The sequence below is a fragment of the Exiguobacterium sp. ZOR0005 genome, from assembly GCF_000798975.1.
Taxonomy (GTDB): Bacteria; Bacillota; Bacilli; order Exiguobacteriales; family Exiguobacteriaceae; genus Exiguobacterium; species Exiguobacterium aurantiacum.
The window spans coordinates 13,332-28,123 of record NZ_JTLB01000028.1; the positions used below are offsets into that span (position 1 = coordinate 13,332).

Sequence of the window (14,792 nt, forward strand, 5' to 3'; positions counted from 1 at the left end):
CTTTCAACCTAGAGAAAGTTCACTAGAATATAATAGCACCCAGTCCACAGATTTACAAGTCAGTTTTTGTTTTTTTCACCGGACGGCGACTCTTTTTCTTATCGGCCTCGAGCGCTGCGAAAAAGTCGATGTTCGTCTTCGTCTCGCGGACACGGCGTAAGAACTGATCGACGAAGTCCGGAGACTCGTTCATCGTGCGGCGAATCGTCCATAACATGTCGAGCTCGTCCTTGCCGAGAAGCAACTCTTCTTTACGTGTCCCCGAGCGACGGATGTCGATGGCCGGGAAGATGCGGCGTTCCGCGAGCTTCCGGTCGAGGTGGAGCTCCATGTTGCCCGTCCCTTTGAACTCTTCATAGATGACGTCATCCATGCGCGACCCCGTATCGATGAGTGCCGTACCGAGAATCGTCAAACTGCCGCCGTCCTCGATGTTGCGGGCCGCCCCGAAGAACTTCTTCGGTTTATGAAACGCCGCCGGGTCGATCCCTCCGGAGAGCGTGCGACCGCTCGGCGGGACAGACAAGTTATATGCCCGTGTCAAACGCGTGATCGAGTCGAGCAAGATGACGACGTCTTTCTTATGTTCGACGAGGCGCATCGCCCGCTCGAGTACGAGCTCGGAGATGCGGGCGTGGTTTTCCGGTGTCTCGTCAAACGTCGAGTAGGCCACGTCCGCGCCCGGCACCGAACGCTGGATGTCCGTCACTTCTTCAGGACGTTCGTCGATCAGCAAGATGATCAGCTCCACGTTCGGGTGGTTCGTCGTGATCGAGTTGGCAATCTCTTTCAATAGAGACGTCTTCCCCGCTTTCGGCGGTGCGACGATCAACCCACGCTGTCCGAACCCGACCGGTGCGATCATATCCATGACACGGACCGACAGATGGTTCGGTTCCGTCTCGAGCACCATCCGCTCGTCAGGGTAAATCGGCGTGAGCGCCGGGAAGTAGTCGCGGTTCCGCGTCGACTCGGTCGTCTCCCCGTTGACGGCCTCGACACTGAGTAGCCCTTGGAACCGTTCATTCTCTTTCGGTTTCCGGACTTTCCCCGTCACGAGGTCCCCGTTGCGGAGGTTGAAGCGACGAATTTGGGAAGCGGCGATGTAGATGTCTTCGGAAGACTGAGAGTAGTTGATCGGTCGGAGGAAACCGAAGCCCCCGTCGTTTTGCGACTGCGGGTTCGGCGGAATGATTTCAAGGATGCCTTCGAGGAAGTAGAGGTCCTTCGATTCGGCTTGCGATTTTAAGATGCGGAACATGAGCTCACGTTTACGCGCCTCCCGATATTGCGGGACGTTCACTTCTTTAGCAATCTCATATAACTCTTTCAACGTCTTCGTCTCAAGTTCGCGAAGCGTATAATTTCTGGCCGGTTCGGTCTGTGGACTCATTCAAGTCACCTGTCTTTCATGATTCTATATTTATAAAATAATTACTAAGTCCTCATTCATCTAATCACAATTCATAGGAGACGTCACTTTTAAAAAATGGCTTTATGACAGTCTATTCCCCTGATGTTCAAAAGATAACAGTCATTTTCGTTTCTATGTAACAAAAAAGTCTTTATAGCCGCATATTGTTTCAAATATGTTACAAGAAAACCGTTTTTGTCTTGCGATTGAAAAATGCCATCGGTCTCGCGCATGATATAGTTTATTTGCAAAGGAAACCGGGTAAGACTATTAACTTTTGCCTGACAATCGTAAACACACATCGTCCATATACAATCACAGGGTTTTATTTTTGAAAACGGAGGGAATTACATTATGTTAAAGCGTTTCGCATCTATCATCGTCGCTGCCACTCTCGCGTTCTCGGGTCTCGCCTTCACTACGAGCGAACAAGCAGAAGCTTCAACTGGAACATTTGCTTACTCGAAAGTAAACGGTTTGAACATCCGTACATCGGCGTCACTCAACTCATCAGTCGTAGCTAAGATGGATAAAGGCCAACGTTATACATACCTTGGTAAAGTCGGATCTTTCTACAAGATTAACTACAAAGGGACTCACCGTTACATCTCAGCTTCATCAACGTACACGTACTTGCAAGCAGCAACAGCTACAACGGTAACGAAGGCATCAACGACAACGGCAACAGACGCTCGTTCGAAACTCGTCGCTGAGTCGAAGAAATACCTCGGTGTACCGTACCGCTTCGGTGGCACGACAACAGCTGGTTTTGACTGCTCTGGTTACACAGGCCACGTTTACAAAAAAGCAATCAATAAGTCAATCCCACGTGACTCACGCTCACAATACGCAAACTCGAAAAAAGTTTCGAAGTCAGCGATCCAAGCTGGAGACCTCGTGTTCTTCTCACATAACGGAAGCACGATCCAACACGTCGGTATGGCACTTAGCAAAACACAAATGATCAACTCTGAAACAGGCGGCGTTAAATACGCGAGCTTCACATCAGGCTACTGGGCACCACGTTACGTCGGTGCTGGATCATACCTCTAATCAAATGACTTCAACGACTCGGTTCATCGGAACCGAGTCGTTTTTTTGTGTCCACATGTTGGAGCACCTTCTCCGTGCCGGTGAGCACAGAGAACGTTCCGTCCGTCTCTAGGACGACGGCTTCGACTCGTTCGAAGTCGGTTCCGCTCGAGCGGATCGCTTGGAGCACTTCGATCTCAAGCACACGTTCTTTCCGCATCGGCCCTTTCATATAACTTCCTTTATAGAACAAGAGCGTCGGGGTCGACTTGATCATCTGATTGACCCGTTCGGATGTTGTGGCGAGCTTCGCTACCACGTATTGTAGCAAAACGAGCGTCGCAAAAGCGGTCAGCCCGTTCAACAGCGGCGTCTGTTGACTCGTCAGCGTCGTCGCTAAAATAGAGCCGAGCGCCACGGTCACGATGAAGTCAAAAGCGTTCATCTTGGCGAGCGTACGCTTGCCTGAAATTCGTAATATCACGATGATCGACACGTATGCCCCGATACCTGTCAAGACGATCCGCAGCATTGCGTTCAATTGTTCCATCCGCTCCCCTCCCCTCTTCTCGTTGTTCCACATGTGAACCTAAGTTAATCGTCATTCATATTGCGTTCACATTCGTCCGGTATACTCGAGATGATTCTAATAAGGAGTGATTAGCTTATGGTAGAAAAAACTTGGAGTCTGCGCCTCATCCGTCTCGCCGCCGTCTTCGGGGTCATCGGGACGGCGATCGGGTCACACATGTCAGGCGCCGGGAGCTATGCGTTTCGCCCCATCCACGCCCACATCTTGCTCGCCGGCTGGTTATCAGTCTTTGCTTGGGGCGTCTTTTATCGGTTGTATCGCGTGAAGCATCCATTGCTCGTCACTGTCCACGGCTGGACAGCCGTCATCGGATCAATCGGTTTGACGAGCGGGATGTGGCTCTATGCGATGAACCCGTTTGCGTGGAACGAGACGTTCACGATGGTTTATTTCATCATCGGCGGTACGGTCTCATTGATCAGTTTCATCTTATTTTTGATTGTGACCTATATGATCGACCATGACGAGCGGGATTAATTCCGCTCGTCATTTTTGTTTCAAGGCCCCCCTCGCGTTCGTCGCGGCGAAGACGATCATGATGACGCTCATCGCCCCGGCGACGGCAAGACCGGCCGACAAGGCGGCCCAGTCAATCGTCGGTTGCGTCAAAACGCCCCGCATGCCTTCAAAAATATACGTCGTCGGATTGAACGTCGCTGCTACTTTGAGCCATTCCGCCTCGATCAACTCTTTTGGGACGAACGTCGTCGACAAGAAGATGAGCGGGAAGAAGAGAAGGGTTCCGGCCTGTGCCGCCTGTGCATTCCGCGTCTTCAAGGCGACGCCGACCGAGTAACCGGCAAAACCGAGCCCGAATCCGATCGCGAGCAGAACCGTGAACAAAAATCCTGGAAGGCCGACCGGGATCGTGAGGCCGAGCATGAAGGCGACGGCAAAAATAAGGAGCGTCTGGACGAGCAACTGCAACATGCCCGCGATCATCGGACCGAGGACGATCGCCGTCCGTGTCGTCGGTGTGAGCAGGAGCCGCGCAAAATACCCGCTCTCGATGTCACGGACGAGCGCCTGACCGGTCCCCCCGGCCCCGCCGACAGCCCCGGAGACGATGGAGACGGGTAAGATGAAGTTCAAATATGCGCTGCCGTCGAATTGGGGCAACGAGGCGATGCTCGATAGCCCGCTCGTGTAGACGAGCAAGAAAAATACGGAGATGATCAAGTTCGGGATGAACGAGAACGGATTGCGGATCGTCGTCACCAAACTCCGTTTCGTGAACAGCCACGTTTCAGTCCACATTCGGGACACCTCCTTCATATGACTCACCGGTCACTTTCAAAAACACGTCGTCGAGCGACGGTTGTTTCACGGTCAACCGTTCCGGTTGGATGGCGCGTTCATCGAGCAACCGGATCACTTCCATTAGCGTGTAGTCACGTAGCTCGAAAGCGACGTTCGTTCCTATCGCCGTATGACCGAACAGATTGGCCGCCGTTTCCGCTTCCCCGTCGGTGTGAAACGTCATCGCGATCGTCTCCCCACCAACGAGCCGTTTCAACTCTTCGGCCGTCCCCTCACTGATGAGCTTCCCGTGATGGATGATGGCGATGCGGTCGGCGAGTTCATCCGCCTCCTCCAAATACTGCGTCGTCAAAAAAATCGTCGTCCCGAAGTCGCGATTGAGCCGTCTCACTTCATTCCAAATTTCGATCCGGCTCGCCGGGTCGAGACCGGTCGTCGGCTCATCTAAAAACAAGACGGTCGGCCGGTGCACGAGCGTGAGCGCCAAGTCGAGACGACGACGCATCCCGCCTGAATAGGTGCCGCTGCGCCGGTCGGCCGCATCTGTCAACGAGACGACACGGAGCAACTCCTCGGCCCGCGCCTCCGCTTCTTGTTTCGTCATCTTGAAAAGACGTCCTTGCAGAACGAGCAGTTCGCGACCGGTCAAGTCTTTGTCGATGCCCGTCTCTTGGAGCGCGACCCCGATGGACAGCCGCACGTCCTTCTCTTGTTTGACGATGTCGAACCCGTTCACGCGTGCTGATCCTGCCGTCGGGCGGACGAGCGTCGTCAACATTTGCACCATCGTCGACTTACCGGCCCCGTTCGGACCGAGAAACGCAAAAATCTCTCCTTCGGCCACAGAAAACGAGACGCCGTCGACGGCCGGGACGTCATCGTATGTCTTGACGAGCGTTTCCACTTCAATCATGCCTCACACCTCCTGCTTGTTTATTCCCGTTCACTTCATATTTAAATATGGCGCGACACATCAAAAAAGCTGCAGACACGAAGTCCACAGCTCGAGAGAATCAAGGTTTCATGACCATTTTCGGTTTTTTCTTCAACGAATGGATGCCTTCGACGAAACGGACCGTTCCCGATTTCGCCCGCATGACGACCGAATGGGTTTGCCCCCCTTGTCCCGTGAACTGGACTCCGCGAAGCAACTCCCCGTCCGTCACACCGGTCGCGGCAAAGATACAGTCCTCGCCTTTGACGAGGTCGTCGAGAAGTAAAATCCGTCCCGTATCGGCGATCCCCATGTCTTGGCAACGTTTCTCTTGCGCCTCGTCTTCCGGCAGCAGGCGTCCTTGGAAGTCACCGCCGAGACATTTCATGGCGACGGCTGCGATGACGCCTTCCGGCGCCCCGCCCGACCCGAGCAATAAGTCGACACCGGTTTTCGGGAACGCCGTGTTGATCGCCGCGGCGACGTCGCCGTCCGGAATCAATTTGATCCGGGCGCCCGTCGCGCGGACACGTTGAATCATCTCTTCGTGCCGGTCTCGGTGCAAGATCGTGACGACGACGTCCTCGACGTCCTTGCCTTTCGCCTTGGCGACGATGGCGATGTTTTCTTCAATCGAGTTGTCGAGACTGATCAGCCCGGCCGCTTCCGGTCCGACCGCAATCTTATCCATGTACATGTCCGGTGCGTGCAGAAGGTCCCCGGCGTCGGCGACGGCGAGCACGGCGAGCGCGCCCCACGTTCCGGTCGCGACGATGCTCGTCCCTTCCAGTGGGTCGACGGCGACATCGAGACGTGACCCGTAGCCGTTCCCGACTTTCTCACCGATGTAGAGCATCGGGGCCTCATCCATCTCACCCTCGCCGATGACGACGATCCCTTTCATCGGAATCGTGTCGAAGACGTCGCGCATCGCAGTCGTTGCCGCGTCATCCGCCTCCACTTTCAAACCTTTCCCCATCCAGCGGGCCGAAGCGAGCGCTGCCGCTTCCGTGACCCGGACCAATTCCATTGATAAACTACGTTCCACCCGAATTCTCCCCTTCGTTACTCAGACACCTCATCTACCCAGACGAGCGCGCCGAGTCGTTTTAGTTTGCCGACGAAGTCGACGTATGAGTCGTTCAATCTTTCCGCATGGATCACTGTCGATTCCCCACTCGCCTGAAGACCTGACAAGACGAGCGCTGCCCCGCTGCGCGCATCCGCGCATTCCATCTCGGCGTTCGCGAGCGGATTGCCGCCACGGATGACGGCCGACGCGTCTTCAAGCGTGATTTGCGCGTTCATGCGGCGCATCTCGGCAATATGACGGAAGCGCTGCGCGTACAACTTGTCCGTCACGATGCTCGTCCCATCCGCTTTTAATAGTGCGGCCGACATGATCGGCTGAAGGTCGGTCGGATATCCCGAATAGTGGAAGACGCGGATATCGGTCGGTACGAATTGATTCGCCCGGACGGTGATCGCCTCTTCCCCGACTTCGACTTCAGCGCCGTAGTCGAGCAGTTTTTGAATGACCCCTTCGAGATGGTGCGGGATGACGTTTTGAACCGTCACGTCTCCAGCTACCGCCCCGTAAATCATATACGTCCCGGCTTCTAACCGGTCTGGGATGAGCGTATGCGTGCATCCGTGCAGACGGTCGACCCCTTTGATACGGATTTCGTCCGTCCCGGCCCCGATGACATGTGCCCCCATCGAAGTGAGCATCGTGGCGACATCGACGACTTCCGGGTCGATCGCGGCGTTCTCGATGACCGTCGTCCCTTCGGCAAGCACGGCAGCGAGCATGGCGCTGACCGTCGCCCCGAATGAACGCAAGTCGAGATAAATCCGATCGCCGGCCAACTTGTCGACACGGACGTGATACAGACCTGACTCATTTTCGACGTGAATGCCGAGCCGCTCTAGCGCTTTCAAGTGCAAATCGATCGGTCGTGGACCAATCGCATATCCTCCCGGCAGTCCGACGGCTCCTTTTTTGAACCGGGCCGCGAACACGCCGAGCAAATAGACAGCAGCCCGGACTTTTCGTGTCTCCGAGCCGAGTAGCGGCATGGCGACGGCATCTTTGGCGTGAAGTGTCACCCGTTCGCCGTCCCGTTCCACTGTGACCCCGAGTTCTTGTAATAGACTGAGCATCACTTCGACGTCTTCGATGCCCGGCACGTTCTCGATCGTCACCGGTTCCTCGGTGAGGAGCGCCGCGACGAGGCACGGTAACGCGCTTTGTTTGGCGCCGCTGATGTCGACTGTACCTTCAAGTTTTTGCTGTCCTACGATATGGAGAATTTCCACGATGATCAAACCTTTCTACGACGAACTTATTTGGATTGAGCGTTGTTCCAATCCGCTAGGAACTGCTCGATTCCTTTGTCAGTGAGCGGATGTTTCATCATCTGTTCGATGACTTTATACGGTACGGTGGCGATGTCGGCACCGAGTAAGGCCGCTTTCGTCACATGTACCGGATGACGGACCGATGCGGCAATGATTTCCGTCTCGATGCCGTGGATCGCGAAAATATCCGCGATCGTCTCGACAAGGTCAAGACCGTCTTGCCCGATATCATCGAGACGACCGATGAACGGTGAGACGTATGACGCGCCGGCACGTGCCGCTAAGAGCGCCTGGTTGGCGTTAAAGATGAGCGTCACGTTCGTCTTGATGCCGAGCTTTGAGAATTCATGGACGGCTTGCATGCCATCTGGTGTCATCGGTACCTTGACTGTAATATTCGGTGCGATGGCCGCAAGTTCCTTTCCTTCTTCCACCATACCCGCTGCATCGAGTGCAATAACTTCCGCACTGACCGAGAGATCCCCGACGATCTCACAAATCTCACGAAGCCGTGTATGAAAGTCGACGCCTTCTTTCGCGACGAGCGATGGATTGGTCGTCACGCCCCCGATGACGCCCATCCGGTGGGCTTTCTTGATGTCTTCCACATTTGCGGTGTCAATGAAAAATTGCATGTGTATTCCTCCTCGAAATGTGATCGCTTACACCTCTTATTATGAGGAAGTCCGCTCCGAATTGCCACACCATTTACGTGAAGGCCGCGATACCGAGCATTGACGCCGCGAGCAACGCGATGCCGAGGACGGTCCCTAGCGCTGTCCACTTCATGATTTTCGCCTGCTTCACGTAATGTGCCTCGTGCGGGCCTTCACGTTGCCGTTCAATTCCATACGTTTCAATCCACGCTGTCGCTGCCGTCGCTTCATCAGTCGGAATGTCACCGGTGTAAACGAATGGAATCAATTCATCCGGCTCGTTCAATAAAGCAAAACGTTCCTCACGTGTCGCGATATTCGCACCAATCCAATAGAGCCACTTCGGCGTGTAATAGAGCGGTGTGCCCCGCTCATGGAAATAAGCGATCCATCGGTCGAACTGATCGAGGTCACGCGGGTCGAACAAGATTTCCACGGATTCGTCAGCCGTCATAATCGCAAGCATCGGACAAAAATCGATCGTCGGCCGCCCGATCGGGACGGTCGGGGACGGTTGTGTCTTCCGGACGATGGCCGGGAAGAAGACGACCTGTTCAATCGCCCCGAGGCGAATTGATTGTTCGACCGATTCGCCCGGCTCGACGCGCCACGTCACACCATCCAAGTGAGTCGCTGTTATCTCATAATGGGATCGATGACGTTCCTTCCAAAACAACTGTCGAAACATGTTGAAGAACCAGTACACCCCGAACCCACCTAGCGCAACGATAGACAAGAGCGGAATCATGTACGGGGCTGGGTTCAACCAGATGAGGACGAGCGGGGCAATCGTGATCATGAAGGCAAGGCCGATGAGCATGATGGCCGCCAACACATAAAAGACGCGCCAAAATAGCTCGGTCTGACGTTCTATATACTTCATCAAATCCCTCCTTAGTTATTTGTTACGAGCTAACGTGAGAGAAGTTTCAATGAAAAAAAGCCGACTCTTCGAAAAGAGTCGACTTGATGTGACAGGATTATGCTTGGTTGCTTGAACCGAACTCACGCATCTTGCCAGTAACGACGTTGTAGATCGCCTCGATACCAGGTCCGATGATTTTACGTGGGTCATATACTTTCGAGTCAGCAGCGACTTTCTCACGTACCGCACGAGTCCATTCTTGTTGGCACTCTGTGTTAACGTTGATTTTGCTGTGGCCGAGCTCGATTGCTTTTTTGATTTGGTGCTCAGGGATACCTGAACCGCCGTGAAGAACGAGTGGAGTTTTTGTCGCTTCTGCGATTTCTTCCATCTCTTTGAAGCCGAGTTTTGGCTCGCCTTGGTATTCTCCGTGTACAGATCCGAGTGCTGCCGCAAGAGCGTCAACTTTCGCTTCTGTTACGACACGAACACATTCGTCAAGGTCAGCGTATTGTACGCCGCCAACGACGCCGTCTTCTTCGCCGCCGACTGTGCCGACTTCCGCTTCAACTGAAGCGCCTTTAGCGTGTGCGTATTCAACGACTTGTTTCGTCATTTCGATGTTCTCTTCGATCGGGTGGTGTGAACCGTCGATCATAACAGATGTGAAACCAGCGTCGATCGCTGCTTTACACTTGTCGAAAGATGAACCGTGGTCGAGGTGGATTGCAACTGGAACAGTGATGTTGTAGTCGTGCATGAGACCTTCAACCATTTTGACAACTGTTGTGAAGCCACCCATGTACTTCGCTGCACCTTCTGATACACCGAGGATAACTGGTGATTTCTCGTCTTCCGCAGCGCGAAGAATCGCTTGCGTCCACTCGAGGTTGTTGATGTTGAATTGGCCTACTGCATACTTGCCTTCGAATGCTTTGTTAAGCATTTCTGTCATTGATACTAATGGCATAATGACATCCTCCTGTCTGTTCGCTATTGTGCACTTTGGGAAAAATGCCCCCGTGCAATTCGTTCCCATTATAACACACGTCGAAACGTGTGCCTATGCTATTCGGGGATAGAAATGGCTCTGCGCAAGCGTTTACATATGTCATCTTCGTGACGAAACGTCAGATTTCTAACACTTCCTTCACTTTCTCGATCATTCCATAAATGTCGAACGGCTTCTCGAACTGGGCCGCGATGCCGAGTCGTTGCACTTCTTCGATCGTCGTCTTCTCGCCGAACGCCGTCATGATCATGACCGGTGTGTCGATGTCTTGTTGTCGCATGTTCCGAAGCACTTCATGCCCGAACATACGCGGCATGTTCATATCGAGTAACACTAAATCATATCCGTTCTGTTCGAGTTTCTCCCAGGCGCAGAGCCCGTCGCTCGCCGTATCGACCTCGATGCCGAGGTTTTGAAACACTTGGGCGAGCATCAATCGAATCCCGTCCTGGTCGTCTGCAATTAACATGCGTGACATCGGTTAACCTTCTTTCCTGTTCGTGATCTACTTTACGCTCTATCCATAACCATACCAAATCCAGTTTCATTTGGCGACGCGGCAATTTCTAAAAGAAGGAAACGGGGCTCAAAGCCCCGTCTCCCTGGCCTGCTCCATTTTCAATTCAGGCGGGACGTCCCGTTCGTCGATTTTCTCGAACGTCGTCACCGTTCCTTCGTCTTTCACGTACAATTTGAGAAAGTCACCTTCCGCGAGCCGTGATTCGGATGTGAACGTGAACGATCGTTTCTTTTTCTCTTCATGATAGCCAATCGTCGTATAGACGTAATCCGTGCCGTCTCGCCCTGCCGTCTCCATGCTCGGGACGCGCACGTAGTACGTGTCGGCGAACAGACGGTCCATATCAATCAATAACCATCCGACGAGAGCGGAAAGCAAGAGGGTCGTGGCCAGTAGTCGTTTCCGCTTCATCGATTTCCCTCACTTTCTAATGATCGCTATCTTTCCATACCATATTCTAGTGATTCCTAAACACCACCCCGCTTGTTATACTGAATTGATTGAAATGGATAGGAGCGACCAGATGAAACGATTATTCGGCTTTTTCCTGTTTTTAATTATTTTGTCCGGTGGTGTCGCCTTCACCGCGTGGGCGTTCGGCAACGAACCCGTCCCTGTCGTCTACGATGAGGCGTATGAAGATGACGTCCCGCTCGCCACGTCGATCGATGCCGATTTAGAAGACATCCCCGAGGCGTTCGCCGTCATCTCCGAAGTGTTCGACAGACCGATCGCGGCGTCAGATGTCGACGCGATCCAGACGTGGGCCTCCGACCCGAGTCTGAAAGAAGCGGTCGCACACCCGGTCGGTGAGTTCGACGTCTTGTTCGAAGGGCGTCCGACCACGCTCACGGTCGAGGCTGAAGTTTACCGGGAGGACGGTACGTACGTCTTGTTCTATCTCATCGGAGACGAAGATGTCGTTCTCGCACTCGACGAGCGGATCGTGGCGTATTATGACGAGCTTGGCATATGAAAAGGAACTTCACCACACGGTGAAGTTCCTTTTTTCGCGCTTTATTCGACCGTCACCGGTACGACCGCGAGCTCGATCTCTTTCTCGACCTCGGCCCGTTCTTCTTCGAGACGGGCATCTGACCATTTGAAGACGTCGGCCATGCAACGCAGTACCCCGTCTTTATAGTTCTGAACGAAGTCGATGTCAAAGAACATCGCGCCTGTACGGCGAACGAGGAAGTCGATGGCCCGGACGACCGCCTCTTCTTCGATGCCGTAAAGGAGTTGGGCGTATACGATCTCAGGGAGGTCGTACGCGTTCGAGTCCATCCGTTCAATGACACGGTCGATGTTCGACCCATACAGACGGACGAGTTGTTCCGCCTTGTCGTCTTCGAGGCCGAGGTTTTTCAATTCTGCCTTCTTCTTCGTCAAGAAGTCCTCGAACCCTTTCGAACCGCCGACGTGGCCGCCCGACATCGGCATATGCTTCGTCCGCGAGGCGAGGAAGACGATGCCTTCTTCTTGTTTGATCAGTTTCGCGACAAGGTCGACGACCGTCTCTGACATTTTACGATAACCGGTCAGTTTCCCACCGGCGATTGTGATGAGCCCGCTGTCTGACTGCCACACTTCATCTTTCCGTGAAATCTCAGACGGGTCTTTCCCTTCTTCATAAATGAGCGGGCGAATACCGGCCCAGCTCGATTCGACGTCGTCTGCCGTCACCGACACGTCCGGGAACATGTAGTGGATCGCGCCCAAGATGTAGTCGCGGTCCTCCGTCGTCATGCGCGGATGCGCCTTGTCTTTATCGAAGAACGTATCCGTCGTACCGACGTACGCTTTGCCGTCACGCGGGATGGCGAACACCATCCGTCCGTCCGGCGTATCGAAGTAGATCGCTTGTTTGAGCGGGAACTTCGATTGGTCGATGACGAGGTGAATCCCTTTCGTCAAACGGAGCATCTTCCCTTTGTTCGAACCGTCCTGCTCGCGGAGCACGTCGACCCATGGTCCGGTCGCGTTGATGACTTTCTTCGCATACACTTCGTACGTCTTGCCGTCGATTTGGTCCTCGACGTTGACGCCGACGACTTTGCCGTTCTCATAGATGAGTCCGGTCACTTTCGAATAGTTCAACAAGAGCGCCCCGTGGTTCGCCGCTTCTTTCGCGACTTCGATCGTCATGCGCGCGTCATCGGTGCGGTACTCGACGTAGTAACCGCCGCCGACAAGACCGTCTTTTTTGACGAGCGGCGCTTTTTGGATGACTTCATCCGGTTTCAACATGAGTCGGCGCTCGGCCCGTTTCACACCGGCGAGGAGATCGTACACCATCAACCCGACCGCGGTCGAGAGCGGTCCGAACGTGCCGCCCGTGTGCATCGGCAACAGCATCCGTTCCGGTGTCGTGACGTGCGGGCCGTTCTCATAGACGATGGCCCGTTCTTTTCCGACTTCGGCGACGAGCGCGATTTCGAACTGTTTCAAATAACGGAGTCCCCCGTGGACAAGTTTCGTCGAACGGCTCGACGTGCCGGCCGCGAAATCTTGCATCTCGAGAACGGCCGTCTTCATCCCCCGTGATGCGGCGTCAAGGGCAATCCCTGCGCCTGTGATGCCGCCACCGACGACGAGGACGTCGTGACGTTCCCCGGTCAATTGTTCGTATCGCTTGGCTCGTTCTTTTGCTGAGAAGTTTCTGATTTCCATCTTGTTCCCTCCTATAATGAATCCGGTTCGATGTATACGAAAAGAGACCACAACAAAACAAGGCTTCGCCCCCCATGTCGTGGTCTCTCTGTAGTCTCCAACCGGTTATCAACTTTTCTCCTGTATTATACCCTATTCTCCTATGTTCAACCATCGAACGGCTCACGCGACGTGCGACGTGCCGAACCGAAAGCGTCCGGCTCGCAATTTTGAAATCATAAGACTAGACTTCAAAGTATCATGACGAAGGAGGAGTTTGAATATGCAACGCATGCTACAACCTTTCCAATTCAAAAACGGTGTCGAGCTTCCAAACCGGCTCGTACTCGCACCGATGACCCATTATTCATCACAGCCGACAGGAGAAGTGTCGGAACATGAACTCGCCTACTACCGGAAGCGCGCGAAGAACGTCGGGCTCGCCATCACGGCCTGTGCCTATGTGACCGAGGACGGCAAAGGCTTCCCGAACGCGTTCGGCGTCAATGACGACAAGTTCATCCCAGGTCTGCGTCAACTCGCAGAGAGCCTTCAAGCAGAAGGATCGAAAGCGATCTTGCAAATCTTCCACGCCGGCCGTATGTCCCCGCCGAATCTCGTCCCGAACGAGCAGCCGGTGAGCGCGAGCGCGGTCGCACCGGTCCGTGAAGGGGCCGTCACTCCGCGCGCCCTCGAGACCGAAGAAGTCGAGGCGATCATCCAAGCGTTCGGTGACGCGACGCGACGTGCCATCGAGGCCGGGTTTGACGGTGTCGAGATTCACGGAGCGAACACGTATTTGATTCAACAGTTCTTCTCGCCGCATTCGAATCGACGTGACGACCGCTTCGGTGGCGACGTCCATGCACGTCTCACGTTCCCGCGTGAAGTCATCCGTGCCGTCAAAGACACGGCGAAAGATGCGGACGATTTCCTCGTCGGCTATCGCTTCTCTCCAGAAGAAGTCGAAGAACCGGGTATCACCCTCGATGATACGGACGTGTTGATCGACATGTTGCTCGAGGAAGGGCTCGATTACATCCACGCCTCCCTCTGGAACTTCAACACCGCTTCGATGCGCAATGAGAACGTGACGGAACGATCAATCGACCGAATCGCGAAACGCATCAACGGCGCCGTCCCGCTCATCGGAGTCGGGCAGTTGCAACGCCCGGGTCAAGTCGAGGACGCGCTCAACGTCATCGATCTCGCCGCGCTCGGTCGTGAGCTCATCATTGATCCAGACTGGCTCGTAAAAGTGAAAGACGGCCGTGAAGACGAGATTGAGACCGAACTCGACTTGAACAAACAAGCCGAGCTTGCCGTCCCGGCCCCGCTCTGGAACGCCATCACGACACGCGCCGGCTGGTTCCCGATCAAAGACCAAGCCGTGAAGTAAGCGAAAAGCCCGCAGCGATGAACTGCCCCATAAAAGTTGGACATAAAAATCCAACTTTTATGGGGTGTTTTTATGGTCAAATTTACGAAGGCTTT

Annotated in this window: 16 protein-coding genes; 4 read left to right on the forward strand and 12 right to left on the reverse strand. The window is 54.2% G+C overall.

The window, feature by feature from the left end; all coding sequences use genetic code 11:
* Positions 1-52: 52 nt before the first annotated feature.
* Positions 53-1,393, reverse strand: a complete 1,341-nt coding sequence (rho, locus tag L971_RS12630; protein WP_024370865.1) for a transcription termination factor Rho — start codon at positions 1,391-1,393, stop codon at positions 53-55.
* A gap of 375 nt (positions 1,394-1,768) precedes the next feature.
* Here rho and L971_RS12635 point away from each other — a divergent pair, with 375 nt between their 5' ends.
* Complete coding sequence (locus L971_RS12635) at positions 1,769-2,467, forward strand: C40 family peptidase (protein ID WP_024370866.1); 699 nt, start codon at positions 1,769-1,771, stop codon at positions 2,465-2,467.
* Between the two features lie 10 nt (positions 2,468-2,477).
* On the opposite strand, the gene L971_RS12640 is transcribed toward L971_RS12635, so the two are convergent.
* On the reverse strand, positions 2,478-2,996 hold the full coding sequence (locus L971_RS12640; RefSeq protein ID WP_024370867.1) for a DUF421 domain-containing protein: 519 nt from the start codon (positions 2,994-2,996) through the stop codon (positions 2,478-2,480).
* A gap of 117 nt (positions 2,997-3,113) precedes the next feature.
* Between L971_RS12640 and L971_RS12645 the strand changes: the two genes are divergently transcribed.
* Positions 3,114-3,515, forward strand: coding sequence for a hypothetical protein (locus L971_RS12645; protein ID WP_024370868.1), 402 nt, complete (start codon positions 3,114-3,116; stop codon positions 3,513-3,515).
* Positions 3,516-3,524: 9 nt separating this feature from the next.
* On the opposite strand, the gene L971_RS12650 is transcribed toward L971_RS12645, so the two are convergent.
* The 9 genes from L971_RS12650 to L971_RS12690 all read right to left on the reverse strand — a co-directional run bounded on the left by L971_RS12650 (position 3,525) and on the right by L971_RS12690 (position 11,057).
* A complete protein-coding gene (locus L971_RS12650) occupies positions 3,525-4,295 on the reverse strand; it encodes an ABC transporter permease (protein WP_047376167.1) in 771 nt (256 codons plus the stop codon).
* Positions 4,285-5,211, reverse strand: coding sequence for an ATP-binding cassette domain-containing protein (locus tag L971_RS12655; protein ID WP_047376170.1), 927 nt, complete (start codon positions 5,209-5,211; stop codon positions 4,285-4,287). The genes L971_RS12650 and L971_RS12655 overlap by 11 nt, the downstream gene beginning before the upstream one ends.
* A 100-nt stretch (positions 5,212-5,311) precedes the next feature.
* The gene (glpX, locus tag L971_RS12660) at positions 5,312-6,280 is read right to left on the reverse strand and encodes a class II fructose-bisphosphatase (RefSeq protein ID WP_024370871.1); all 969 of its coding nucleotides are present in this window, start codon (positions 6,278-6,280) and stop codon (positions 5,312-5,314) included.
* A gap of 17 nt (positions 6,281-6,297) precedes the next feature.
* Complete coding sequence (gene murA / locus L971_RS12665) at positions 6,298-7,551, reverse strand: UDP-N-acetylglucosamine 1-carboxyvinyltransferase (protein WP_024370872.1); 1,254 nt, start codon at positions 7,549-7,551, stop codon at positions 6,298-6,300.
* Positions 7,552-7,577: 26 nt separating this feature from the next.
* On the reverse strand, positions 7,578-8,228 hold the full coding sequence (gene fsa / locus L971_RS12670; protein ID WP_047376171.1) for a fructose-6-phosphate aldolase: 651 nt from the start codon (positions 8,226-8,228) through the stop codon (positions 7,578-7,580).
* Positions 8,229-8,301: 73 nt separating this feature from the next.
* Positions 8,302-9,132, reverse strand: coding sequence for a hypothetical protein (locus L971_RS12675; RefSeq protein ID WP_047376172.1), 831 nt, complete (start codon positions 9,130-9,132; stop codon positions 8,302-8,304).
* Positions 9,133-9,229: 97 nt separating this feature from the next.
* Positions 9,230-10,084, reverse strand: coding sequence for a class II fructose-1,6-bisphosphate aldolase (gene fba, locus L971_RS12680; protein ID WP_024370875.1), 855 nt, complete (start codon positions 10,082-10,084; stop codon positions 9,230-9,232).
* 160 nt (positions 10,085-10,244) lie between these two features.
* Complete coding sequence (locus L971_RS12685; RefSeq protein WP_029334243.1) at positions 10,245-10,604, reverse strand: response regulator; 360 nt, start codon at positions 10,602-10,604, stop codon at positions 10,245-10,247.
* Between the two features lie 108 nt (positions 10,605-10,712).
* A complete protein-coding gene (locus L971_RS12690; protein WP_047376174.1) occupies positions 10,713-11,057 on the reverse strand; it encodes a YxeA family protein in 345 nt (114 codons plus the stop codon).
* Positions 11,058-11,169: 112 nt separating this feature from the next.
* Between L971_RS12690 and L971_RS12695 the strand changes: the two genes are divergently transcribed.
* Positions 11,170-11,622, forward strand: coding sequence for a hypothetical protein (locus L971_RS12695; protein ID WP_047376176.1), 453 nt, complete (start codon positions 11,170-11,172; stop codon positions 11,620-11,622).
* A 41-nt stretch (positions 11,623-11,663) separates the two neighbouring features.
* Here the strand turns inward: L971_RS12695 and L971_RS12700 are convergent, their stop codons facing one another.
* Positions 11,664-13,319, reverse strand: coding sequence for a glycerol-3-phosphate dehydrogenase/oxidase (locus L971_RS12700; protein ID WP_029334240.1), 1,656 nt, complete (start codon positions 13,317-13,319; stop codon positions 11,664-11,666).
* 262 nt (positions 13,320-13,581) lie between these two features.
* On the opposite strand from L971_RS12700, the gene L971_RS12705 reads away from it, so the two are divergent.
* On the forward strand, positions 13,582-14,697 hold the full coding sequence (locus L971_RS12705) for an NADH-dependent flavin oxidoreductase (protein WP_047376178.1): 1,116 nt from the start codon (positions 13,582-13,584) through the stop codon (positions 14,695-14,697).
* The last annotated feature ends 95 nt before the right edge of the window (positions 14,698-14,792 follow it).

Excerpts from the sequence above, each read along its gene's own strand:
- L971_RS12705 (WP_047376178.1), top strand. The coding sequence starts at position 13,582 with ATGCAACGCATGCTACAACCTTTCCAATTCAAAAACGGTGTCGAGCTT.
- L971_RS12695 (WP_047376176.1), top strand. The coding sequence starts at position 11,170 with ATGAAACGATTATTCGGCTTTTTCCTGTTTTTAATTATTTTGTCCGGT.
- L971_RS12700 (WP_029334240.1), bottom strand. The coding sequence starts at position 13,319 with ATGGAAATCAGAAACTTCTCAGCAAAAGAACGAGCCAAGCGATACGAA.
- L971_RS12650 (WP_047376167.1), bottom strand. The coding sequence starts at position 4,295 with ATGTGGACTGAAACGTGGCTGTTCACGAAACGGAGTTTGGTGACGACG.
- rho (WP_024370865.1), bottom strand. The coding sequence starts at position 1,393 with ATGAGTCCACAGACCGAACCGGCCAGAAATTATACGCTTCGCGAACTT.
- L971_RS12645 (WP_024370868.1), top strand. The coding sequence starts at position 3,114 with ATGGTAGAAAAAACTTGGAGTCTGCGCCTCATCCGTCTCGCCGCCGTC.
- fba (WP_024370875.1), bottom strand. The coding sequence starts at position 10,084 with ATGCCATTAGTATCAATGACAGAAATGCTTAACAAAGCATTCGAAGGC.
- fsa (WP_047376171.1), bottom strand. The coding sequence starts at position 8,228 with ATGCAATTTTTCATTGACACCGCAAATGTGGAAGACATCAAGAAAGCC.
- L971_RS12685 (WP_029334243.1), bottom strand. The coding sequence starts at position 10,604 with ATGTCACGCATGTTAATTGCAGACGACCAGGACGGGATTCGATTGATG.
- L971_RS12635 (WP_024370866.1), top strand. The coding sequence starts at position 1,769 with ATGTTAAAGCGTTTCGCATCTATCATCGTCGCTGCCACTCTCGCGTTC.
- L971_RS12675 (WP_047376172.1), bottom strand. The coding sequence starts at position 9,132 with ATGAAGTATATAGAACGTCAGACCGAGCTATTTTGGCGCGTCTTTTAT.
- L971_RS12655 (WP_047376170.1), bottom strand. The coding sequence starts at position 5,211 with ATGATTGAAGTGGAAACGCTCGTCAAGACATACGATGACGTCCCGGCC.
- L971_RS12690 (WP_047376174.1), bottom strand. The coding sequence starts at position 11,057 with ATGAAGCGGAAACGACTACTGGCCACGACCCTCTTGCTTTCCGCTCTC.
- L971_RS12640 (WP_024370867.1), bottom strand. The coding sequence starts at position 2,996 with ATGGAACAATTGAACGCAATGCTGCGGATCGTCTTGACAGGTATCGGG.